Below are 23114 nucleotides of genomic sequence, written 5' to 3'. Positions count from 1 at the left end.
TCCGCGTTGTCGAGCGCTGGGAGTCCCTCGATGCGATCAAGGCGCACCTCGTGAGCCCGCACATGGCGGAGTTCAACCTGGCGGTCGCTGCGCTCCAGCCGAAGGGTCTCGACATCAAGGCCTACGAGGTCGCCAGGGAAGTCGCGCTCGGCTGAGAAGAAACTCCGGCGATCGAATCAGGCGGCGTCCCGAGGTTGCCTCAGACACCCAGGTCGGCAACCCGACGGATGAGCCGTTTGGTGAGCTTCGTACGGTCGCGCGTGTCGAAGGAGGCGCCGGTCAGCCCGGCGCTCAGGCTCCCGTCGGAACGATCCGTGCCCCTTCGATGCTCAGATCGCGATCCGTGCCCCAGACCTCCCGAATCCTCAGGCGGCTCAGCAACACCAGGCTCGAGGCATCGACATAGGTGAGCTTGTGGCCCCGCAGGCGCTCGAGCTTGACGAGCACGGCACTGTGGTGTGCAGCGTCGAGCGTCTGGAGGGTCAGCCAGGTGAAGTCGGCCAGGGCGAGGCGAAAGGTGCGCGCCGCCTCCTCGCCGAGCCGGTGCAGGAACCATCCGTACGTCTCCGCGATCACCGCGAGGGACGTGTGACAACGGCGCGGCGGACTCGAGAACAACTCGAGGGCAGCAGAGTGAAAGCGATCCGAGCGGTCGAGGAAGGCGATGAAGATCCCGCTGTCCAGGAAGACCGTGTCGACTCTCACGGTCGCGGTCGTCCGTAGACGACCGCATCGACGCTCCGGCTCGCCTTGGAGTCACCCGAGGCCAACGCACCGGCATGGCGCATCCAGGGTCGCTGCTTCGTTCGCCGGTGCCGGATGCCGCTGGCGACCAGTCGGCGCACCAGCTCCGCCAATGAAATGCCTTGCTGCCGCGCTTCCCGCTTGGCTTCGCGGTAGGCGTCTTCGTCGAGCGAGATTTGCGTGCGGATCATTGTTATCACAATAGAGTATGTTGATATCAACGGTCAACCGGATCGCCAGCACCGTGGATCGTCAGCACGACACCGGGCGCGGCACCGAGGAGATCGCCACCGCCCTTGGTACGGCTACGATTCGCGAGCACGGCAGGAGCGCATTCCCCGGCTACGAGCGCGCGCAGCATCGACGGAGTTGAAGGACACTTCGGTTGCGTTTTCGCTCCCGCCAGTTGTCAATTCGCGTCAACGGCCGCTCACGCTCGTACGGCCAGGTTGCCACAGCCGCCGTCGGGATCGGCGACCGCGACCGCGTCACCGGCGCGACGACCGAGCTGGCCAGGTCGACCGTGACCCACGTGCGAACGGGGATCAGGTACGTCCGCCTCTTCTCTCGCGCCTCGCCCCACGGTTGAACACGATGTGGACCCGGGGACCTACCCCAGGTTAACTCGAGTTGAACATGGAGCGCATCATCAACACCAAGCAGCTGAGGGCGGCGCTTCCCAAGATGGTGGAGCGCGTTCGGCGTGGCGAGCGCTTCACCGTACTGTATCGCAGCCGGCCTGCATGCCGAATCGTGCCGGTCGCCGATGGTCGCCTCGAGCCAGCGCAGAGCGTGGAAGACGATCCGCTCTACCGGGCCGAGCCGGTCGGACGCTCGACCGACGGTCGGACCTCACGCGATCACGATCGCATTCTCTACGATATCGACGATTCGTGAAGGCGGCCTTCGTGGACACGGCGGGATGGATGATGCTCGCCGATGCGGCCGATCCGTTGCACGAGGCCGCCGCCGACTTTCGCGATCAGTGGCTCGTCAAGCGCGGGGTCTTCGTTTCCACGGACTTCGTCATGGACGAGGCGCTGACGTTGCTCCGCGTTCGCCTGGGAGTCGACGCGGCGGAACGCTGGTGGGATCAGGTCGAGCCAGCGCACGCGCATGCGCGTGATTCGCCCTCCGTCAGCAGGCGGACGAGGCTCGGCGCGGCATTCAACGTCCGCGAGCGCCACACGTCGGGATCGGGAACGGCGAGGCCCATGAGCATCGACTCATCCCGCGCTGGTGCGCGGCGTAGCCGCCCAGCGCATCGAGCACCACGCGGAACGCACCCACACTGGAGGTCCGGACCACCGCCGCGGTCCGACGACGGCTCCTGGCGACCGACAACCGACTCCCTCGCGCCGCCTGAGCGCGACTTATCGTCAGATCAAGGCTGGCTGCGCGGCTCGGGCTCGGCGGAACCGAGCTTGTCGCCCTCGCGCCAGAGCTCGTCGAGATCGAGCGTGAGGTCCGCGCAGCCCGGGACCGTCGCGAGGATCCCGCCCGTGGCGCCGAGGGCGCGGACGTAGCGGCCGTCGGCGCCGAGCTCGAGGATCTCGAACGTCTGCTGCTCGGGATCGACGATCCAGTAGTAGCGGACGCCGAAGCCGGCGTAGTCCTCGACCTTCTCCACCCGGTCGCGGCGGACGTCCCGCGGCGTCGGGGTGACGATCTCGATCGCGACGTCAGGCGGCACCCGCACGGCGCCGCGGCGCGGGAGCGCGGGATGTCCCGGAAGGTACATGGTGAGGTCGGGCTTCCGTCCCCGCCGCGCGGCGACGGCGAACTTGCCTTCCGACCCGAACACGAGCCCCCCGCGCGGCGCCGCCCACGACCGCAACGAGTAGACCAGCCACGTGAGCACGATCTCGTGCAGCAGACCTGGCATCTCTTCCTCCACCAGGTAGCCGTCCACGAGCTCGCCCGGCTCGTCCTCCGGCAGGTCTGCCCACTCGTCGATGGACATCGGGCGGGAAACCAGGGGCTCCGACTCGGACTCGCGGGACGCGCGGCTCATACGCTCGGACGCTACCACGGCGATCCGCGTACACGCCAAGCAAAAGCGGCGCGAGACGACGAGTATCAGGGTCAGCGCCGCAGCAGCGCCGGCAACGCGACCGCCAGGCGTTCGTAGTCGGCGATCGTGTTGTACGCCGCCGCCGAGATGCGCAGCAGCCGGCGCGGAGCCGCCGGCCACGGCCCGACCGGCACCTCGATGCCGGCTTCCGCCAAGAGCGCGTCCTGGAGCGGATCACGGTACGGCCCCGACGTCGGCGGCGCGGGCGAGCCGTCGGGGACCGGCACGGCGGCGAGCGAGCCGATCATCGACTCGGGCGCCGGCTCGGCGATCCCGAGGCTCTCGCAGAGGAGGCGGCGGCCCGCGAGCGCGAGGTCGCGATTGCGGGCGCGGAGCGCCGGCCAGCCGCCCGGGAGGAGCGACCCGAGCACCCGGATGGCCTCCGGCACGCTCAGGTACGCGGTCGGGTCGACGGTGCCCGTCCAGTCGAACTCGAGAAGGAAGCGCGAGCGGTCGGCGCGCCGGAGCCGCGCGCCGTGGCTGATCGCGAGTGGCCGCACGAGCGCCTGGACGTCGCGGCGCACGTGCAGGAAGGCAGCCGTCTTCGGGGCGCAGAGCCACTTGTGGCAGTTGCCGGTGTAGTAGGCCGCGCCGATCGCCGACACGTCGAGCGGCAGCATGGCGACGGCGTGCGCGCCGTCGACGAGCGTCTCGACGCCGCGCTCGGCGAGCGCCGCCACGAGCTCGGCGATCGGCCAGACGAGCCCGGTCGGGCTCGTCACGTGGTCGAGGAGCGCGAGCCGGGTGCGCGGGGTGACGCGGGCGAGCACGGCCTCCGCGACCGCGGCCGGCCCGTCGAGCGGGAACGGCACCTTGGCGACCACGACCGTCGCGCCGCTCCGCTCGGCGACGAAGTGGAGCGCGTTCTCGCAGGCGACGTAGGCGTGATCGGTCGTGAGCAGTTCGTCACCGGGCGCGAACACGAGCGAGCGCAGGACCGTGTTGACTCCGGAGGTGGCGTTCGGCACGAACGCGAGGTCACCCGGCGCCGCGCCAACGAACGCCGCGAGCGCCGTCCGTGCCTCGTCGAGAAGCCCCTCGAGCTCGCGCGCCATGAACTGCACCGGCTGCCGCTCGAGCCGTGCGCGCCACTCGGCTTGCCGCGCCAGGACCGGCACGGGACAGGCGCCGAACGAGCCGTGGTTGAGATACGTGACGGCCGGATCGAGGGTCCAGAGCGCGGCGTACGGCGACGGCTCGCGAGTCGGCATGGCCGCGCATGATGATCGCACCCCGCGCGGCCGGCAAGCGCGACGCCGAGCCCCGCCGAAACGAGTTCTCGCCTAGACTTCGCAGGCGCTGCGCTATAGATGTCGAGCCACGACGCGCGCGCGCGTCCCGTGAAGGAGGCAAGAGGGACTGTTGCTGAAAGTCGCGTCGCAGAACGATCTCCGAGCCTGGACGATCCGAGACTCGATCGAGCTCTACAACGTCAACGGCTGGGGTCGGGACTTCTTCACGATCAACGACGCCGGCAACATCGAGGTGACGCCCGGCGGCCCAGGCTCCCCGAAGATCGACCTCAAGGAGCTCGTCGACGACCTCCGCAGCCGCGGCTTGAAGCTCCCCCTTCTCATTCGCTTCTCCGACATCCTGAAGACCCGCATCCAGCAGCTCGCCGGGTCGTTCGCGCAGGCGATCGGCGAAAGCGATTACAAGGGCGCGTATCGCGGCGTCTACCCGATCAAGGTCAATCAGCAGCGCCACATCGTCGAGGAGCTGGTCGAGTACGGCCGGCCCTGGAACCTCGGCATCGAGGCCGGCTCCAAGCCCGAGCTGCTAGTCGCGCTGGCGCTCCAGGACAACCCCGAGGCGCTGATCCTCTGCAACGGCTACAAGGATCGCGCCTACATCGAGACGGCGATGCTCGCCCAGAAGCTCGGACGTCAGATCATCATCATCATGGACCGGATCGGCGAACTCGAGACGATCCTCGCCTGCGCGCGCGACCTCCAGGTCCGACCGGTGCTGGGAGTGCGGGCGCGGCTCGCCACCAAGGGCGCGGGCAAGTGGATCGAGTCGGCGGGCGACCGCTCGAAGTTCGGCCTCACGACCGCGGAGATCGTGGCGACGGTCGAGCGGCTGAAGCAGGAAGGCATGCTCGACTGCCTCCAGCTCCTCCACTTCCACATCGGCTCGCAGGTCACGAACATCAGGGCGGTCAAGGACGCGCTCCGCGAGTCGAGCCGCATCTTCGTCGAGCTGCACCACCTCGGCGCCAACATGCGCTTCCTCGACTGCGGCGGCGGCCTCGGCGTCGACTACGACGGCAGCCAGACGAACTTCCACTCGTCGGTGAACTACACGCTCCAGGAGTACGCGAGCGACATCGTGAGCCAGGTCGCCGAGGCGTGCAACGCGGCCGACGTCCCCCATCCGGACATCGTGACCGAGTCGGGGCGCGCGCTCGTCGCGCACCACTCGCTCCTCGTCTTCAACGTCCTCGGCACGCACGAGATCCTCGACGGCCAGGTGCCCGAGGCACTCTCCGGGAACGAGCACACGATCATCAAGCAGCTGCACGAGACCTACGAGGGCATCTCGCGGAAGAACTTCCAGGAGGCCTACCACGACGCGCTCCAGCTGAAGGAGGAGGCGATCACCGCCTTCAACCTCGGCGTGCTCGATCTCAAGGGCCGGGCCCGCGTCGAGCAGCTCTTCTGGGCGGTCTGCGAGCGCATCCTCAAGGTCGTCCGCGACCTTCCCTACGTGCCGGACGAGCTCGAGGGCCTCGAAAAGCAGCTCTCCGACACCTACTACTGCAACTTCTCCATCTTCCAATCGATGCCGGACCACTGGGCCGTCCGCCAGCTCTTCCCCACCCTGCCGATCCACCGCCTGAACCGGCCGCCGACGCGCCGGGCGGTCCTCGCCGACCTCACCTGCGACAGCGACGGCAAGATGGACCAGTTCATCGACCTCCGCGACGTGAAACACACCCTCGAGCTGCACGCCCCGAACGGCGAGGCGTACTACATCGGAAGCTTCCTCGTCGGCGCCTATCAGGAGATCCTCGGCGACCTCCACAACCTCTTCGGCGACACCGACGCGGTGCACGTCCGCCTCGACGGCGACGACTACCGGGTGGAGCACGTCGTCGAGGGCGACTCGGTGAACGAGGTGCTCTCCTACGTGCAGTACTCGAAGGAGGATCTCGTCTCGCGGGTGCGGCGCGCGGTCGAGGTGGCGCTACGCGAGAAGCGCCTCACGATGGCCGAGTCGGGCCGCCTCCTCCGTCGCTACGAGGAGGCCCTCGAAGGCTACACCTACCTGACGGAGAGCGAGTAGAGCGCCATCCGTCGTTCGCGACCACCGCGCCCCCCGAAGACGCGCCGCGCGCGCACCGGGCGCACCCGCGCGATCGTGAAGCAAGCGCGCGGCCGGGCGCGACACGCGCGAGAGCACGGCGGCGACCGCCGGCGGGACGCGGCCGGCGCGCGTGACGAGGCGGCAGCCGTCGCCGCGATCGAGCGCGGCCTCGGCGTCATGGCGGCGCCGCCCGGCGGCGAGGCGCTCGCCGCCCTCGCCGCCGAGCACGGCCTCCGCGCCGGCACCGTCTCGGTGCATCCCGACGGCTACGCGTTCCTCGTCGAGCCGGGCGGCGACGAGCGGCGCGGCGAGGACCTCTACATCGGCGGCGCCGGGCTCCGTCCGGCCATGCACGGCGACACGGTGCTCGCCGCCGTTCGCCATGCGCGGCGCGGACGGTTCACGCGTTCCGAGGGGCGGGTCGTCTTCGTCGTCACGCGGCGCTGGCAGCGCCTCCTCGGCGTCTGTCGCCGGGGTCGGAGCGGCGCGTACCTCATCCCGCAGGACCACCGCCTCCTCTACGGGTGCCGGCTCGTCGAGACGGCCGGCGCGCGCGACGGCGACATGGTGAGCGCCGTCGTCACCCAGTACCCCGGCCCGCACCACGACCTCGAGGCGCGCGTGGAAGCGGTGCTCGGCCCGGCGAGCGACCCGCGCGTCGAGACCGAAGCCGTGATCCGGCGCCTCGAGCTCCCGACGGAGTTCCCGCCGGACGTGCTCGCCGAGGCCGCCAGGATTCCCGCGGCGATCGATCCCGCCGTGCTCGGCGCGCTCGCCGGCGAGCTGCCGCCGCCCGTCACGGCCCGGCGTCCGTGGCACGAAGCCGTGACCATCCGCGAGCGCCTCGACCTCCGCGCGCTGCCGCTCGTCACGATCGACGGCGAGACGGCGCGCGACTTCGACGACGCGGTCGCCGTGCTGCCGGGCCCGCACGGCGGCGCGCGGCTCCTGGTCGCGATCGCGGACGTGGCGGCCTACGTGCGGCGCGGGAGCGCCCTCGACCGCGAGGCGCGCCTGCGCGGGACCAGCGTCTACTTCCCGGACCACGTGCTGCCGATGCTCCCCGAGGCGCTCTCGAACGGCATCTGCAGCCTGAACCCGGGGGTCGACCGGCTCGTCCAGGCGGTGCTCCTCGACTGCGACGCGCGCGGCGAGGTGCTCGGCGCCGCGTTCTTCCCGGGCGTGATGCGGAGCCGGGCGCGCCTCACGTATACGACGGTGCGGCGGGTCATCGTCGATCAGCACCCGCCGACGCGGCAGGAGCACGCCGACCTGGTCGAGCACCTCGAGCGCATGGCGGCGCTCGCCGAACGCCTCACCGCCATGCGGCGCCGGCGTGGCTCGATCGACCTCGATCTCCCCGAGGCCGAGGTGATCATCGACGCGACCGGACGTCCCGAGAACATCGTGCGCGCCGAGCGGAACGCGGCGCACCGCTTGATCGAGAGCTTCATGCTCGCCGCCAACGAGGCGGTCGCGCACTACCTCACGACCCGACGGATCCCGCTGCCCTACCGCATCCACGAGCCGCCTGCCGAAGACGCGCTCCGCGATCTCGCGCGCTTCCTGGAAGGGTTCGGCCTACGCCTCGTGCTCCAGGAGGGCGCGGTCCGGCCGCGCGCCGTGCAGCGCGTCCTCGACGGCGCCGCCGGTCGTCCCGAGGAACGCCTCGTCCACACGATCGTGCTGCGCTCGATGACCCAGGCCCGCTACGCGCCGGAGAACGCCGGCCACTTCGGCCTCGCCGCGTCGCACTACACCCACTTCACGTCGCCGATCCGGCGCTATCCCGACCTCGTTCTGCACCGTATCCTCGCGGCGCACCTCCGCGGCGACGGGCGCGTCCTCGCGGCGATCGCGGGCGAGCTCGGACCGATCTGCGAGGAGAGCTCGAAGCGCGAGCGCCTCGCCATGGACGCCGAGCGCGCGGTGATCCAGCTGAAGAAGGTGCAGTTCATGGAGGACAAGGTCGGCGAAACCTACGACGGCTTCGTCTCGGGCGTGGCGGCGTTCGGCCTCTTCGTCGAGCTCGCCGAGTACTTCGTGGACGGCCTCGTCCACGTCGCCACCCTGACCGACGACCACTACGACCTCGTCGAACGTCAGCACCGCCTCGTCGGCCGCCGGCGCGGGCGGACGTTCCGCGTCGGTGACGCCGTGACGGTGCGCGTGGCAGCCGTGTCGATCGAGCGGAAGCAGATCGACCTCGTGCTCGCCGAGGCGCGTCGCGACGACGTCGCGCGCCGGGCCGCTCGCGTCACTTCGACGCGAGACCGCGCACGCTCAGGACCGGGCACGCGGCGCGACGCACCACGCTCTCCGCGACGCTGCCCATGAGCGCGTGCGCGAGGCCGGTGCGGCCGTGCGTCGCCATGACGATCAGGTCCGCCTTCTCGTCGGCCGCCCCGCGCACGATCTCGTCGGCGGCGGCGCCGCGCCGGTACACCGCGCGCGCCCGAACGCCGCGTGCGCGCAGCACGTCGGCGGCGCGCCCGATCGCGACCTTCGAGGTGACGACGTCGTCCTGCGTCGGATCGTAGATCGACGGGGCGAAGTCGACGTAGAGGACGAGGAGCTCCGCGTCGAAACGGCGCGCCATCTCCTCCGCGTAGGGAAGCGCGTGCAGCGACGACGGCGAGAAGTCCGTCGGCACGAGGACACGGCGGATCGCCGGAGCGCGCGCCGCTCCGGGCGCGCCGATTTCCGTCGTGAACGTTTCGATCAGGATCTCGTCGAGCGTGATGCGCTCGCCTTCGGGTCGCGTCATAACGTGCGCCTCCCGATCTTCGGAAATGCAGAGACCATGCCACGCACCACCCGCGCGGGAGCAGCGCGAAGCCGGGCGCGATTCCCAGCGCTGCGAGCGACACCCGAGGGCGTTTCGCGCCGTCCGGAACGCCGCCGCGGGAACGACGTCAGCGCGCGTGGCCGTGGTAGCGCATCCGCGCCGTCCCGTTCCAGGACGAGCCACGACGCCGCCGGCCGCTCACGCGCGGTCGGGACCCAATCGCACGAGCATCTTGCCGGCGTTGACGCCGCTGAAGAGGCCGAGGAACGCCTCGGGCGCCCTGGCGATGCCGTCGACGATCGTCTCCTCCCACTTCATCTTGCCTTCCCGCACCCACTGCCCCATGTCGGCGAAGAAACTCGGGACCATGTCGAGGTAGTCCGACACGATGAAGCCCTGCAGGGTGAGGCTCCTGCCGATGACGAGGCCGAGATTGCGCGGGCCGGGCGGCGGCTCGGTCGCGTTGTACTGGCTGATCATCCCGCACGCGACGATGCGCCCGAAGCGGTTCATGAGCTCGAGCGCGACCTCGAGATGCTCGCCGCCGACGTTCTCGAAGTACACGTCGATGCCCCGCGGCGCCGCGGCCTTCACCGCCGCCAGCAGACTGCCGCAGGTCTTGTAGTTCACGATCGCGTCGACGCCGGCCTCGCGGCGGAGCCAGTCGGCCTTCGCGTCCGACCCGACGGAGCCGACCACGCGGCAGCCCTTCGCTTTGGCGACCTGACACACCACCGACCCGACCGCGCCTGCGGCCGCCGACACGAAGACCGTCTCGCCCTCCTTCGGCTGCCCGATGCGCAGGAGCCCCGCGTACGCGGTGATCCCCGGCATGCCGAGCACGCCGAGGTACGCCTGCAGCGGCGCGAGGGCGGGATCGACCTGCTGCATCATCGTCCCGTCGGAGAGCCACCACTCGCGCCAGCCGCCGGTGGCGACGCCGCAGACGTAGTCGCCGGCGGCGAAGCCCGGGTGCTCGGACTTCATCACCTGCCCGACCGAGCCGCCGTCCATCACCTGCCCGACCTCGAACGGCGGGATGTAGCTCGGGCGGTCCATCATGCGGCCGCGCATGTAGGGATCGACCGACATGAAGACGTTCCGCACCAGGAACTGTCCGGCGGCCGGCGTCGGAATCGGGACGTCGACGAGCTCGAAGTCGGCGGCCGTCGGCATCCCGACGGGACGCTTCTTCAGGTGGATCTCGCGGCTCACGGTCGTGCTCATTGCTGTCCTCCGGCGCGGGACCTTCGCACGGGCGCCGTGCCGACACCAGGCTGTTCCTTGGCGCGCGAATCATGATTCACTCCGTCCGGAGGAGTGCGACATGACGGCATGGCTCAGCGACGCGGACGTGGCGCGGCGGCTCTTCGACCACATGGACCGGGGCGGGACCGATCTCGCGGAGGGTGTGTGGCGCGAGCCCGTGGCCCACTATCGGTCGGCCGCGCGCTACGCGGCCGAGCTCGAGCTGTTGCGCGGCCGCATCGCGGCTTTCTGCCCGTCCGCGGCCCTGCCCGAAACGGGATCGTATCTCGCACGCACGGCGGCCGGAACGCCGCTCGTCGCGGTGCGCGGCACCGACGGGTGCGCCCGCGTCTTCCGGAACGCGTGCCGCCACCGCGGCGCGCGCGTCGCCACCGGCGACGGCTGCGCCAAGGCGTTCGTCTGCCGCTACCACGGATGGACCTACGGGCTCGACGGCGCGCTCCGCCACGTGCCGCATGCGGACGCCTTTCCGGGGCTCGATCAGGCGCAGCGCGGCCTCGTCGCGCTGCCGACCGTCGAGACGCACGGACTCGTGTTCATGTGCCAGGAGCCCGCCGTCGCGGCCGACCCCGAGCTCGACGGGTGGCCGGCCCTCGTCCCCGCCGGGAACCGCCTCGTCCAGGCGACCGACCAGGAGCTGCCCGTCAACTGGAAGGTCTTCGTCGAGTCGTTCCTCGAGGGCTACCACATCCGCTCGACCCACCGGGACACGTTCTACCCGGTGCAGTACGACAACCTGAACGTCGTCGAGCACGTCGGACCGTACACGCGGATCACGTTTCCCTATCGCGCGATCGAGCGGCTACGCGCCCGGCCGGCCGCCGAGTGGCGCGTCGACGGCAAGCTCACCTACGTCTACCACCTCTTCCCGAACGTCATGGTCGCCACGTTCCCGCACTTCGTCTTCGTGGTCGCGATCGAGCCGGTCGCGATCGACCGCACGCGCTTCCTCACCTGGGTCACGGCGGCGGACCAACGCAACGGCACCGCGGGAGGCGTCCCGGCGGCGCCGCGCCTGCGCGCCACCTCCGCCGAGGGCGCCGCGCTCATCGCCGCCGGCGCGGCCGAGGACAACGCCGCCACGATCGCCGTGCAGGAAGGCCTCGCGAGCGGCGCCAACGCGTGGCTCGAGTTCGGCCGCGCCGAAGGCGCGATCCAGCACTTCCACCGCACGCTCCGTGACGCGCTCGCCGCGCGCGGCGTCGTTCCCGAGGCGACGGCGTGAGGCGTCGCGGACGGCTTCCGGGCCCGACGCAGGCACGTACGTCACCGCCTCGCTGACGAGCTCCGTGTCGGCGTACGCCGACGCGATGCGGCCGGTCGTCGCGGGTTGACCTCGACCGATTCGTTCTTACCCTGCGGATCGCCCTTCGGCAGATCCGGTTCGCACCGCCGCACCCGACGATCGACGCAACGACTGGAGGAGACGAGGCGCCGCCCGCCCCGCGGGCGGCGCCGCCCGCTACCGTAATGGACTCCGAGAACCACATGTTCGAGCCCGACGCCGTACTGGCGTCGGAGTTCCACGCGCCCCGGTCGGGCCTGCCCGAGCCCGAGCGGGCCCTCATGATCGCGGTGCTGGAGGAGGCCTCGCGCTGCTTCCTCAACTACTGCGCGTCGTCCGACCGCAAGCAGCGCGCGCTCTACGAGGAGGCGCACGCCTGGTTCGCGTCGTCTGAGGACACGCACCTCTACGCCTACGAGAGCGTCTGCAACGTGCTCGGATTCGAGCCCGGCTCCCTCCGCCGCCGCATCTTCGCGGTGCGCGACCGCCGCCGGGCCGCCAGCGCGGCCGCTCCACGGGCGGAGCCGACCTTCCGTCGCGCCACGTCCTGACGAAAGCTTCCCGACGAGAATTTCGTTGACAGGCGGCCCGTGCCGGTCCTAGGAAACGCCTTGGCGTTCCTGGGAGCTCCCGGTTAGCCACGTTCCGGTTCCTTCCGCGAGAGACGGTTTCAACGGTTCGGGACAGGAGAGGTGATGGCTGTCCTGTGCGCTCGTGACACGCCCGTGTCCGCTCCACGCGGCCACCCGGCGCCTTCGCGGCCGCGCGCCCCGCCGCGCGCTCCCGAGCGTTCGTCCGCGTTCGCCCATTGTTCGTCCACGGCAGCTCGACGAAGGAGCACACCATGAGCATTCGACATGGACGTTGGATCGCATGCGGAGCGGCCCTCCTCACGCTCGCCACGACCTCGGTCGCGACCGCACAGTTGGTTCCCCTCTTCGATCACCTGAAATGCTACGCCATCAAGGACTATGCGCAGAAAGCCGTCTACAAGGTCGATCTGCTTCCGGAACAGCGCCCGCCCTTCAATCTCGAAACGGGGTGCAAGCTGATCGTGCCCGCCAAGCTGTTCTGCATCGACGTCGTCAAGCAGAACGTGCAGCCGCCGCCCCCGGGCGCAGCCCCGGGACCGAAAGCCTACGATTACCTCTGCTACAAGCTCGCGTGTCCGAAGCAGACGCTGCCCACGCTGCTCGTCGACGATCAGTTCGGATCCCGCGACGTCACGGTGAAACCACCGAAGTTCCTGTGCGCACCGGCCACCAAGGAGATCCTGCATCCGACGCCGGTGCCGACGGCGACGGCGACGCCGCTCGCGCCGACCGAGACGCCCACCGCGACCCGCACACCCGGGTGCGATTTCAACACCGTGGCCGGCGGTGGTCAGTGCGCCGGACCGTGCCCGCTCTCGGCGAACGGGAATCCGCAGCAATGCGTGTTCGTGATCAACGCCGACGGCACCGCCGACTGCGATTGTCGCGAGCCGGATCCCGCCTGCCAGTCCGCGGGCGCGCACGTCTGCGCCGGTCCCTGCCCCGACCCGCGCGACCAATGTCGGGTGGCGCCCGACGACGGCTGCATCTGTAGTCATCCGTGCAGCCTCGATCCGACGGCGGTCCCGCAATGCAGCGGCGATTGTCCGGATCCGACCGAGGTGTGCGTCGTGAACACGGCCGGCGGATGCGACTGCCGGCCGCCGACCAATCCGCCCTGTGGCGGCACGAACGCCCCGACCTGCGATGGCGCGTGCCCGAACTCGGGAGAGGCATGCGTGCCGAACGGGCCGACCTCCTGCTTCTGCGAGACGGGAACGCCGCCGCCCTGCGGCGCGCTCGCAGGCAATCCGCAATGCCTCGGCGCCTGTCCCGCTGGCCTGGCCTGCGTCGCCGTCGGTCCCGTCCCGGGCGGCAGCTGCAATTGCCAGTAAACGCTCGATGACCGCCCGGCGCGGGCAGGAGCCGATCACGCGCTCCTGCCCGCGCCGGAGGCGGGCGCTTGGCGCCCGGGCCCCGTTGGCGGTACACCGCCGCTCGTGCCGGCGACCCCGAAAGCCCTCGTCCTCGGCGCGAACGGCTTCCTCGGCAGCCACGTCACCCGACAGCTCGTCGCCGCCGGACGTGCCGTCCGCGTCCTCGTCCGCGCGACCAGCGACACGCGCGCGATCGACGACCTCGCGGTCGAGCGGGCGCGCGGCGACGTCCTCGACCCGGCGTCGCTGCGAGCCGCCATGGAGGGCTGCGGAAGCGTCTTCCACTGCGCGGTCGACACGCGCGCCTGGCTGCACGACTCGGCGCCCCTCTTTCGCGTGAACGTCGACGGACTGCGGAACGTGATCGACGCTGCGCTCGCTGCCGGCGTCCGCCGTTTCGTCTTCACAAGCTCGATCGCGACCATCGGACGGCCCGTGAACGGCGGCCGCGCGACCGAGGAGGACGCGATCGATCCGGGCGAGGACGTGCCCGCCTACGTACGGTCGCGCGTCGAGGCCGAACGCCTCTTCCTCACCGCCTGCCGCGAGCGCGGCCTGCCCGGCCTCGCGCTGTGTGTCGGCAACACGTACGGCGCCGGCGACTGGGCGCCAACGCCGCACGGCAATCTCGTCCGGAAGGCCGCACGCGGCCGCATGCTCTTCTCCTGGAATGGCGGCGGCCCGTCGGTGGACGTGGACGACGCGGCGCGCGCGCTCCTGCTCGCGGAGACGCAAGGCCGCGTCGGCGAGCGCTACATCGTCGCCGAGCGCTGGCTCACGTTCCGCGAGCTCCTCGAGCTCGCCGCGCGGGCCGGGGGTGCACGCCCGCCGCGCTGGCACGTGCCGACGCCGATCATGGAGGTGGGGGTCCGGGCGATCGAGACCGTCGCGCGCCTCCTCGGCATCGAGACCACGATGACGATGGCGTCCCTCGAATGCTCCCGTCGCATCCCCGACACGGACGCGTCGAAGGCGCGCACCGAGCTCGGCTGGGAGCCGCGGCCGATCGAGGCCGCGATCCGCGATGCCGTCGCGTTCTACACCGAGCGCCGGCGCGACCCGGAGGCACGTTCGTGAGTCCGCGTCGCGTACCGGTCTCGCGCCTGCCCGCGACCCACGCGCGGCGGCCCATCGTGCCCGACGCCGAGTTCGAACGCGGGCTCGCGGCCCACCTCCGCGCGACGATGACGCCGAAGACGATCGCCGAGCTCTGGGGTCGTTTCGTCGACGGCACGAGCGACTTCGACGCGCTCATGCGGCGCGCCGTGCTACGAGCCCTCGCGGTGCGCGTCGGCGACGGCGTCCGCATCGAGCCCGGCGCCGGCTTCCTGCACGCCGAGACCTTCGAGGTGGCCGACGGGGTCTTCATCGGAGCGCAGGCCTACCTGCAGGGACGAAGCGGCGGGACGTGCCGCATCGGTACGCGGGTCTGGATCGGACCGCAGGCCTACCTCGACGCCCGCGACCTGGTGATCGAGGACGACGTCGGGATCGGCCCGGGGGTGCGCATCCTCGGCTCGGCGCACACCGGACTGCCCCCCGACCCGCCCGCGATCGACGCCGACGTCGCCGCGGAGCCCGTACGCATCGAGCGCGGCGCCGACGTCGGCGTGAACGCGGTCGTCCTTCCCGGTGTCACCATCGGGCGGGAGAGCGTGGTCGGCGCGGCCGCGGTCGTGACCCGCGACGTGCCGCCGCTTGCGATCGTCGCCGGCGTACCCGCGCGCATCCTGCGCTATCGCCGTCGGGCGCGGCCCCGCCAGCGCCCGACGGCCGGAGCGACCCCGGGCTCGTGAGGGACGCCGTCCCCACGGGCGCGCCGCCCGCCGTCACTTTGCCGGCGCCTGTGCCGCGCCGGCAAAGTGACGGCGGGGCCGCGCGTAACGCTGTGCGTCTTGACCGATCGGGCAGTTTCCCGTAACCGCGCGCCAACATTCGCCGACGGAGGTTCTCCCTTCATGTTCATGCGCCCGCGCTCGCTCCTCGGAGCCACCCTCGCCGCCGGCCTCCTGCTGGCCTCCGTTGCCGACGCCCAGACGACCCTCGTCGGCGGCCGTACGCTGAACGTCAAGGCGAAGCCCGGCAAGCCGCCATCCACGAGCATCGGCTTCGTGAAGGACCCGGAACTCTACGCGCTCACGAACCCGCTCTGCCCCGCGACCTCGGCGCTGCGGCTCTCGTCGTCGAGCCAGGTGAAAACCGAGATCAGCCTTCCCTGCGCCAACTGGGCGATCGCCGGGGGCGGCTTCGCGTACAAGGACAAGCTCGGCGCCGCGGGCGGCGTGCAACGCATCACGTACAAGGGCGGCAAGCTCGCCATCAAGATGAAGGGCGCGGCCCTCTCGCCGCTCACGGGTCCCGTCGACTTCGCCGAGGTGCGGCTCCGGATCGGTGACACGCGCTACTGCGGCCGCTTCACGACCTTCAAGGCCAACGAGGCCAGCCGGATCGGCGGCAAGGGCCCGACCGTCGCGTGCCAGCCGATCTGCGGCGACGGCATCGTCGACCCGAACGAGGTGTGCGACGACGGTGACCTGCAGAGCGGCGACGGGTGCGACGCCAACTGCACGCCGACCGCGTGCGGCAACGGCGTCACGTCCGGCACCGAAGTTTGCGACGACGGCAACATCGCACCGGGCGATGGCTGTCGCGCCGACTGCACCGTCGAGGCGTGCGGCGACGCCATCGTCGACCCCGGCGAGCAATGCGACGACGGCAACGTCGTCGACGGCGACTGCTGCTCGGCGACCTGCGCGGCCGAGGACGGCGGGCCGTGCACCGACGGCGACCTCTGCACGAGCGGCGACGTCTGCGTCGGCTCAACCTGCGTCGGCGCGGCGGTGAAGCCCTGGATCAACGAATTCGACTACGACGACATCGCCCAGGGCGGGAACATCGACCGCGACGAGTTCGTCGAGATCGCGGCGCCCGCCGGGACCGATCTCGGCGGCTACGCGATCGTGGCGGTCGAAGGCAACAGCGGCTGCGGCTTCACGGGCTTCGTCGGCGTCACGACGGGCAATGCCAACTTCACGTCGGTCATCCCGGCGGGCACGATCGTCCCCGACGATACCGGCCTCGGCGTCGGGTTCGTGGTGGCGTGCTTCAGCTACACGTCGGCACGCCACGTCGCGGCCGGCGACTGCGATCTCGTGCTCCCGGCGCCGAGCACCGAGACGAACCTCCAGAACGGAGACTTCCTCAATTCGAACGGGTGGCAGTGTCCCGACGGGATCCTGCTGCTCGATCCGCAGGGCGGGCTCGCGGATGCCGTCAGCTACGAGGGCACCGTGCCCGGCGTCGGCAGCTTCGGGCCGCTCTTCCAGGTGACGCCGTACAGCGCGGGCGTCGACCAGGGCTTCAAGACCGGCGTCTCGTTCGAGAAGCGCAGCCAGATCGGCCGTGCCACCAGCACCGCCGAATGGGACCTCTCCGGCAGTTGCACGGACGCCGGCCTCTTCGACCTCACGTGCACGGAGTTCTCGGACTCGCCGGGCCGCGAGAACCCCGGCCAGGACCTGCACTGCCCCGAGCTCTTCTGCGGCGACGGCGTCACGACCGCGGGCGAGCAATGCGACGACGGCGCCGCCAACTCCGACGCGCCGGACGCGGCGTGCCGCACCGACTGCACGCTGCGCCGCTGCGGCGACGGCATCATCGATCCCGTCGCCGGCGAGGCCTGCGAAGCGGACGCGGAGTGCGCCCCCGGCGAGACCTGCTTCGGATGCGTCTGCCTCACGGGCTCGCTGCTCGGGGCGCTCGACTTCAGCGTCGCGCCGGGGCCGTCGACCTCGATGGTGACGGACGACGGAGAGTCGAGCTGGCTCAGCGTCACACCGACGTTCGGCATCAACAACGGCACCCAGGGGAACTTCAACCCCGGACCGCTCCACCTCGAGGCCGGCATCCCCGACGTCAACGGCAGGACGGCGCTCTACCTGACGGCGACGGCGTACATCGGCGCGAGCGTCCCCTCCATCGCCGGCCCCGGACGCGTGTGCCTCCGCATCGAGCAGGATCCCGCGCATGCCGGCGAGATCGACTGCGACGGCGGCACCAACTACGACGTGGACCTCGTCGTCGACAGCGCCGGGCTCGGCGCGAACGGCACGCCGACGATCACGGTCGGCGCCGGCGCCGGCGACTCCGGCGCGGGAGCGGCAGTGATCCGCGTCCGCGCGACGGCGGCGCAGACACCGGACGGCGTCACGCCGTGCGAGGACGCCGACTACTCGCCGGCCCCGACCGTCGAGACCGCCTTCACGACCGCAATCGCCAAGAGCACGATCCTGAATCCCCGGCAGGGCGGCGCGCAAACGGTCGTGACGCTCCCGGGCAAGCCCTTCGACTGCGGCGCGTGGACGGAGAACGGTCCCGCCAGCATCGTCGCCCCGAACGTCAACATGGACGTGGCCCTGCCCGTCGTCGGGACGCTCGACATCGCGCAGGCGCTGCGCTTCGACGACGACTGAGGCACCCCCGGACGAAGCCACCCCGAGGATGTTCCGCCCGGCGATCGTCCTGATCCTCTCGGTCGCCTCCGCGTCCATCGCCCTCGCGGCCGGCGACCCTGAAGCTGCCTGTCAGAAGGGCCGCGTCTCGGCGGCCGCCCGGTTCGCCGCCTGCGAGCAGAAGGCCGCGAGCGTCGTCGTGGCGACGGGCGATCACGACAAGCTCTCCGCCGCGGTCGGCAAGTGCCGCGTCAAGTACCAGGCGGCATGGGCGAAGCTCTGGACCCAGGCGCTCGGCACCGGATCGAGCTGCGACACGGATCGCTTCGTCGAGGTCGCCGGGACGACCGTCGTCGACAACCTCACCGGCCTCCAGTGGGAGATGAAGACCGACGACGGCGGCGTGCACGATAAAGACGACTTCTACGATTGGAGCGCGACCTCGATGACCTCACCGGCGGCGGACGGAGCCGTCTTCACCACCTTCCTCGCGACATTGAACGGCGGTTGCTTCGCCGGCCAGTGCGATTGGCGGCTGCCGACGCGCGGCGAGCTCGAGACGATCCTGTCGCAAGGGTACCCGTGCGCGGAGAACCCCTGCATCCCGCCGGGGTTCGGGCCGACCAACGGCTCCCTGTACTGGGCGAGCACCAACGTGCCGGGCTTGCCGAGGTTCGCCTGGACCGTGCACTTCGGAACCGGCTACGTCTTCTACAACTACACGCACCAGACGAGCATGGTGCGAGCGGTGCGCGGCGGCTTGTAGGTCCTCCGTCCGCCCCCGCGGTGGGAGCCCTCGGCGATGGCGTCGCTCGTGCGCGCGACGGCAGGTGCGCACGCGGCCGACGTACCGTCGTCGACTTTAGCGCGCGGCGCGCAGAGGGTTCACGACCTCGAGGTCGTCGAACTGGAGGAAATCGACGTCGGTCGTGTAGATGCGCCGCAGGCCGTGCTCGCGCATGGTCACCACCGTACGCACGTCGAAGAAGAGATTCCCGCTCGGGTGGGTCAGGCGCTCGAGGACGCGCGGCAGGAGCGCCCAGTGCGCGTCGGTAGCGCGCAACACGTGGACGTTGGCCGCCTCGAGGAACGGTTGGAGGAACGCGAGCGCATCGCGCCACGTGAGTGGTTGCGGGAACACCTTCGGATGGGTCGCGACGCGCAGGAACTCGTAGACGATACCGTCGGTCAGGTACCAAGGGTCCGGTGCCCGTCCCACGGCGCTCAGAAACACGCGGGCGACGGCATACTCGTCGGCATCCGCGTTGGCGCCGTAGAGCAACACGTTCGTGTCGACGAGACCCGACACCGCGTGGTCACGAGTCCATCAAGGCTTCGAGCGCGTTCCGATCGCCGAGATTGACCCTGGGCCGCCCCATCGAGAAGCTCGGCAGCGCGAACGCACGCGCCCGCCGCGCTCGACGACGTTGCAGACCGTCGGCGAGGAGCTCGTTCACGACGTCCGAGAGCTGCCGGCCCTCGCGGCGCGCCAGCTCGCGGACGCCGTCGATGCAGGCGTCCTCCAGCACCAGGGTGGTGCGCTTCATGCATACAGGTGTATTGACTACCCACCCAGGTGTCAATGTGGCATGGCCCGGCGCCGGAATCGCGGTCGATCTGACGGTCGGCGGGTGCGCGCGCCGGCGCGGGCAGCGTCAGCGCGATCCGAGGATGCGGGCGGCGCAGCCGTCCCCGAGCAGGCGGTCGGCCGCCTGCACCCCGGAGGTCATCGCCCCGACGATGCCGTGTCCGGCCCGCGTCGAGGCGCCCGCGAGGAAGAGCCCCTCGACCGGCGTCGCCGCGCCCGGCCGCCGCTCGAGGAACTGCCCGGGGGTCGCCGCGATGCCGTACGAGGTGCCGCCGGTCGAGCCGGTGTAGCGCGTGTGCGTGAGGGGCGTCGCGGCCTCGCGATAGACGATGTGCGCGCCGAGGCCCGGAACGACCTGCTCGGCGGCGGCGATCAGCCGCTCCATGAGCGCGTGCTTCACCGCCTGATAGCCCTCGTTCGCTTCGTAGGTACCGTCCACCACCTCCTGCGCGCTCACGCCCCAGAAGGCGAGCTGCGGCGGGGCGATCGTCATCAGCTGGAGGTTCGTGTGCCCGGGCGGCGCGAGCCGCGTGTTCGTCGGATCCTTGCGCGACGCGGTCGCGACGTAGAGGAACGGGACGTCCGGCATCTCGCCGCGCGTGACGCGCGCGTAGGCGGCCGCGAAATCGTAGTCGCCGAACCACCAGCGATTGACGTTGCCGTAGGGCAAGCGCTCGGCCGGAACGTCGAGCCCGAGGAAGACGACGAAGAGCGGGAGCGCCATCTCGAAGCGCCGGACGCGTTCGACGACCTCGGGCGGGAAGTGCTCGGCGCCGACGAGCTCCTGCACGGTGCGCTTCAAGTCGGCGTTGCTGACGACGATCGGCGCCGCCACTCGGACCGTCCCGAGATGCTTGTTGTCGAACGTCACGCCGGTCACGCGGCCGTCCTCCACGTGGATGCGGCGCACGCGCGAGCGCAGGCGGATCTCGCCGCCCGCGGCCTCGATCGCCTCCGCCAGGCGGTCGGCGAGGACTTGGCCCCCGCCCTCGGGGTACCAGCCGCCGCTCACGAAGTAGTGGTTCTGCAATCCCGCGTGCAGCACCGCCGACACGCGCGCCGGGTCGATCGCGTAGGTGCCGTTCTGCGCGGTGAGCACCGCGCGCAGCCGCGGATCGCTCGTGCAGTCGTCGAGCAACCGCCCGAGCGGGCCGCGACCGTAGCGGAGCACCAGGGGCGAACGGAGCAGCGCGAGGATCTCCCGCCAGCGCACGCCCGAGGACATCGCGGTCGTGACGCGCTCGACCTGGCGGAGGAAGCGGAACCAGCGGCGGATGCCGCGGGCCTCGGCGGGGAAGCGGGCCAGCAGCCGCGCCTCGAACTCGGCGCGGTCGCGCGGGATGCAGAAGTCGAAGTCGGGGAAGCTCAGCTGCTCGAGCTCCGGGTCCATCGGCAGGAACCGCACCCCGCGCGCACCGCACGCCTCCAGGATGCGCGGGATCAGCCCGCCCGGCTGACAGTCGCCGAGATAGTGGATGCCCACGTCGAACTCCCAGCGCTTGCGCCGGAACACCGTGGCGTTGCCGCCGGCGACGTAGTGGCCGTCGAGCACGAGCACGCGCTTGCCGGCGCGGGCCGCGAGCGCCGCGGCGACGAGCCCCCCGGGCCCGGCGCCCACCACCACGACGTCGTACCCCTCGGCCACCGGGCGCCGGAAACGGTCGGGATGGCTCCGGACGGCCGCGGCATGACTCTCGTTCTGCTCGAGCGGGCTATCGCGCATGCCGGGGGCACGAGCACGCGCCGTGCCGCGGCGGAATCGCCGGCTTCGCGGAAGCCGATTCGCCGCCGCCGGAATTTCCCGCCCGCCGATTCGCGCGAATGGGAGCAAGCGCGCCCGGCGGCCGGTAGTGTCTCGGTTCGATTCTCACGCGGCGGAGCAATTCGGAGGCGGTGGCCGCAGGCGAGCGGGTCGGGGCGCCGATCGCTTGGTCCGTGCTGCGACGCTTCGGCGGTGGGGTGGGTCCGCGATGGCTCGGGGAACCGCAGCTCGCTCGCCGTGCCCTCGGAGAGGGTGCGCAAGCCAGGCCGGCACCGGCGGGCCCTACGCGCCGGGTGGCATGATCCCGGCGAAGGGCCATCGCGGACTCACCCCACCGCCGACACCGAACGAAGACAGCGCGCGCCAGAGCGAGCCTCCGCTGCGTGATCGAACTGCTGCGTCTCAGCGACCCGCCGCCGTCGGCGCCTGCGGCCCCTCGCAGCCGGCGGGCGTCGTTCGCTCCACCGTCCCGAACTTCGCGAGCTGCGGCGCGATGCGCTCGGCCGGGCCCACGACGACGATCGCGGCGTCGGCGGTCGGCACCCAGCGCCGGGCGAGACGCGCCACGTCCGCGAGCGAGGTCGCGTTCACGCGCGCCGGATAGGCCTCGAGATCGCTCCGCGGGAGCCCGAACCCGGCGAGCTCCGCGAGCTTCCCCGCGACGGCGCCCGGCGTCTCGAGCTGCTTCGGGAACTGGCCCGTCAGCAGGCTCTGCGCCCGCGCCAGCTCCTCGGACGTCGCGCCCTTCGCCGCGAAGCCGTCGAGCACGCCGAGCGCGACCTCGAGCGCCTCGCCCGTCGTCTCGACCTTGGTGAACGTGCCGACCCGGAAATCGCCCGGCGCCTTACGCGCGGCGAAGCCGCTCCACGCGCCGTAGGTGAGGCTCCGCTTCACGCGCAGCTCGTCGATCAGCCGCGCCCCGAACCCGCCGCCGAGGATCGTGCTGGTGACGTTGGCGGCCACGTAGCTCGGATCGGTACGGGCGATCGCGATGTTGCCGATGCGGATGTGGGTCTGGGTGGCGTCGGGCTTGTCGACCAGCAGGATGCGCCGACCGCTGATGCGGCTCGGCGCCGCCGGCGGCTCGACCGCCGCTCCGCCCCGCTTCCATCCGCCGAAGGCGCGCTCGACCCTGGCGAGGATGTCGGCGCTCGGCGCGTCCCCGATCACGACGAGGATGGCGTGGTCGGGCACGTAGTGCCGCGCGTAGAAACGCTGCACGTCGGGGCCGCCGAGACGCCGCACGCTCCCCTCGGTGCCGCGCGAGAGGTGGCCGTAGGGGTGCGCGCCGTAGAGCCAGCGCGCGTAGCAAGTCTCGGCGACCGTGGCCGGGTTGTCGCGTCCGGAGACGAGGCCGGCGAGCATGAGGCCCCGCGTGCGCTTCAGCTCGTCGGCGCGGAAGGCAGGATGCAACACCACGTCGCTGAAGAGATCGAGACCGGCATCGAAATCCTTGCTCAGGAACTCCCCCCCGACCGTGGAGAAGTCGGTGCCGGCATCGGCACCGAGCTGGCCGCCGAGGAACTCGACCTCGCGCGCGAGGTCCTCGGCGCTACGCCGGATCGTGCCCTGGTCCAGGAGCTCGGCCGTGAGCTCGGCGACGCCCTCCTTGCCGGCCGGATCGTACGCCGCACCGCCGGGGAGGAGGAGGTGGAAGCGCATGATCGGCAGCGCGTGGTACTCCGAGACGAGCACCGTGAGGCCGTTCGCGAGGACCCGCTCGGTGACCCGCGGCATCGTGACCGCGGCCGCCGGCGGCCCGATCGACGGCGGCGTCGACCGGCTCGCGCCGAAGAGCGCGCCGCGCGGCGCGCACCCGACCGCCACGGAAGCCGCGCACGCGAGCACGAGGGCGGCACGCGAAGAACGCGACAT

21 protein-coding genes are annotated in these 23114 nt (G+C 71.3%); 11 read left to right on the top strand and 10 right to left on the bottom strand.

Annotation, left to right across the window (positions count from 1 at the left end; translation table 11 throughout):
• A partial coding sequence (locus IT293_11265; GenBank protein MCC6765230.1) for an antibiotic biosynthesis monooxygenase occupies positions 1 to 155 on the top strand: 155 nt, incomplete at its 5' end.
• A 136-nt stretch (positions 156 to 291) separates the two neighbouring features.
• Here IT293_11265 and IT293_11260 read toward each other — a convergent pair.
• On the bottom strand, positions 292 to 705 hold the full coding sequence (locus tag IT293_11260; GenBank protein MCC6765229.1) for a PIN domain-containing protein: 414 nt from the start codon (positions 703 to 705) through the stop codon (positions 292 to 294).
• A gap of 675 nt (positions 706 to 1380) precedes the next feature.
• Between IT293_11260 and IT293_11255 the strand changes: the two genes are divergently transcribed.
• Positions 1381 to 1641, top strand: coding sequence for a hypothetical protein (locus IT293_11255; protein MCC6765228.1), 261 nt, complete (start codon positions 1381 to 1383; stop codon positions 1639 to 1641).
• On the opposite strand, the gene IT293_11250 is transcribed toward IT293_11255, so the two are convergent.
• The 3 genes from IT293_11250 to IT293_11240 form a co-directional block, all read right to left on the bottom strand.
• Positions 1620 to 1862: a hypothetical protein gene (locus IT293_11250; GenBank protein ID MCC6765227.1), complete on the bottom strand. Its 243-nt coding sequence runs from the start codon at positions 1860 to 1862 to the stop codon at positions 1620 to 1622. The two genes, IT293_11255 and IT293_11250, sit on opposite strands and share 22 nt — an antisense overlap.
• Before the next feature lie 266 nt (positions 1863 to 2128).
• Positions 2129 to 2758 (bottom strand): Uma2 family endonuclease, encoded by a 630-nt coding sequence (locus IT293_11245; protein ID MCC6765226.1) that lies wholly within the window; start codon positions 2756 to 2758, stop codon positions 2129 to 2131.
• 71 nt (positions 2759 to 2829) lie between these two features.
• A complete protein-coding gene (locus tag IT293_11240) occupies positions 2830 to 4029 on the bottom strand; it encodes an aminotransferase class V-fold PLP-dependent enzyme (GenBank protein ID MCC6765225.1) in 1200 nt (399 codons plus the stop codon).
• 148 nt (positions 4030 to 4177) lie between these two features.
• Here IT293_11240 and speA point away from each other — a divergent pair, with 148 nt between their 5' ends.
• Together speA and rnr are read left to right on the top strand one after the other, a co-directional pair.
• Positions 4178 to 6106 (top strand): biosynthetic arginine decarboxylase, encoded by a 1929-nt coding sequence (gene speA / locus IT293_11235; GenBank protein MCC6765224.1) that lies wholly within the window; start codon positions 4178 to 4180, stop codon positions 6104 to 6106.
• A 75-nt stretch (positions 6107 to 6181) separates the two neighbouring features.
• The gene (rnr, locus tag IT293_11230; protein ID MCC6765223.1) at positions 6182 to 8464 is read left to right on the top strand and encodes a ribonuclease R; all 2283 of its coding nucleotides are present in this window, start codon (positions 6182 to 6184) and stop codon (positions 8462 to 8464) included.
• Here the strand turns inward: rnr and IT293_11225 are convergent.
• Positions 8385 to 8894, bottom strand: a complete 510-nt coding sequence (locus tag IT293_11225) for a universal stress protein (GenBank protein ID MCC6765222.1) — start codon at positions 8892 to 8894, stop codon at positions 8385 to 8387. The two genes, rnr and IT293_11225, sit on opposite strands and share 80 nt — an antisense overlap.
• Before the next feature lie 219 nt (positions 8895 to 9113).
• Entirely contained in the window at positions 9114 to 10142 is a 1029-nt protein-coding gene (locus IT293_11220) for an NADP-dependent oxidoreductase (protein MCC6765221.1), read from the bottom strand.
• Between the two features lie 100 nt (positions 10143 to 10242).
• On the opposite strand from IT293_11220, the gene IT293_11215 reads away from it, so the two are divergent.
• From IT293_11215 to IT293_11185, 7 genes are all read left to right on the top strand, one after another.
• Positions 10243 to 11409: an aromatic ring-hydroxylating dioxygenase subunit alpha gene (locus IT293_11215; GenBank protein MCC6765220.1), complete on the top strand. Its 1167-nt coding sequence runs from the start codon at positions 10243 to 10245 to the stop codon at positions 11407 to 11409.
• Between the two features lie 263 nt (positions 11410 to 11672).
• The gene (locus IT293_11210) at positions 11673 to 12020 is read left to right on the top strand and encodes a hypothetical protein (GenBank protein ID MCC6765219.1); all 348 of its coding nucleotides are present in this window, start codon (positions 11673 to 11675) and stop codon (positions 12018 to 12020) included.
• A gap of 293 nt (positions 12021 to 12313) precedes the next feature.
• Complete coding sequence (locus IT293_11205) at positions 12314 to 13396, top strand: hypothetical protein (GenBank protein MCC6765218.1); 1083 nt, start codon at positions 12314 to 12316, stop codon at positions 13394 to 13396.
• A gap of 105 nt (positions 13397 to 13501) precedes the next feature.
• Entirely contained in the window at positions 13502 to 14515 is a 1014-nt protein-coding gene (locus IT293_11200; protein MCC6765217.1) for an NAD-dependent epimerase/dehydratase family protein, read from the top strand.
• Positions 14516 to 14622: 107 nt separating this feature from the next.
• Positions 14623 to 15234: an N-acetyltransferase gene (locus IT293_11195; GenBank protein ID MCC6765216.1), complete on the top strand. Its 612-nt coding sequence runs from the start codon at positions 14623 to 14625 to the stop codon at positions 15232 to 15234.
• A gap of 162 nt (positions 15235 to 15396) precedes the next feature.
• Positions 15397 to 17910, top strand: a complete 2514-nt coding sequence (locus IT293_11190) for a DUF4215 domain-containing protein (protein MCC6765215.1) — start codon at positions 15397 to 15399, stop codon at positions 17908 to 17910.
• Between the two features lie 28 nt (positions 17911 to 17938).
• Entirely contained in the window at positions 17939 to 18655 is a 717-nt protein-coding gene (locus IT293_11185; protein ID MCC6765214.1) for a DUF1566 domain-containing protein, read from the top strand.
• Between the two features lie 96 nt (positions 18656 to 18751).
• On the opposite strand, the gene IT293_11180 is transcribed toward IT293_11185, so the two are convergent.
• From IT293_11180 to IT293_11165, 4 genes are all read right to left on the bottom strand, one after another.
• Positions 18752 to 19198: a PIN domain-containing protein gene (locus tag IT293_11180; GenBank protein ID MCC6765213.1), complete on the bottom strand. Its 447-nt coding sequence runs from the start codon at positions 19196 to 19198 to the stop codon at positions 18752 to 18754.
• Positions 19199 to 19205: 7 nt separating this feature from the next.
• Entirely contained in the window at positions 19206 to 19436 is a 231-nt protein-coding gene (locus IT293_11175) for a hypothetical protein (GenBank protein MCC6765212.1), read from the bottom strand.
• A gap of 108 nt (positions 19437 to 19544) precedes the next feature.
• On the bottom strand, positions 19545 to 21200 hold the full coding sequence (locus IT293_11170; protein MCC6765211.1) for an NAD(P)/FAD-dependent oxidoreductase: 1656 nt from the start codon (positions 21198 to 21200) through the stop codon (positions 19545 to 19547).
• A gap of 441 nt (positions 21201 to 21641) precedes the next feature.
• Complete coding sequence (locus tag IT293_11165) at positions 21642 to 23114, bottom strand: insulinase family protein (GenBank protein MCC6765210.1); 1473 nt, start codon at positions 23112 to 23114, stop codon at positions 21642 to 21644.

This window comes from Deltaproteobacteria bacterium, from assembly GCA_020848745.1.
Taxonomy (GTDB): Bacteria; Desulfobacterota; Binatia; order UTPRO1; family UTPRO1; genus UTPRO1.
Note: the sequence above shows the minus strand (reverse complement) of the source record. Positions and strands in the feature narration are given on the sequence as shown.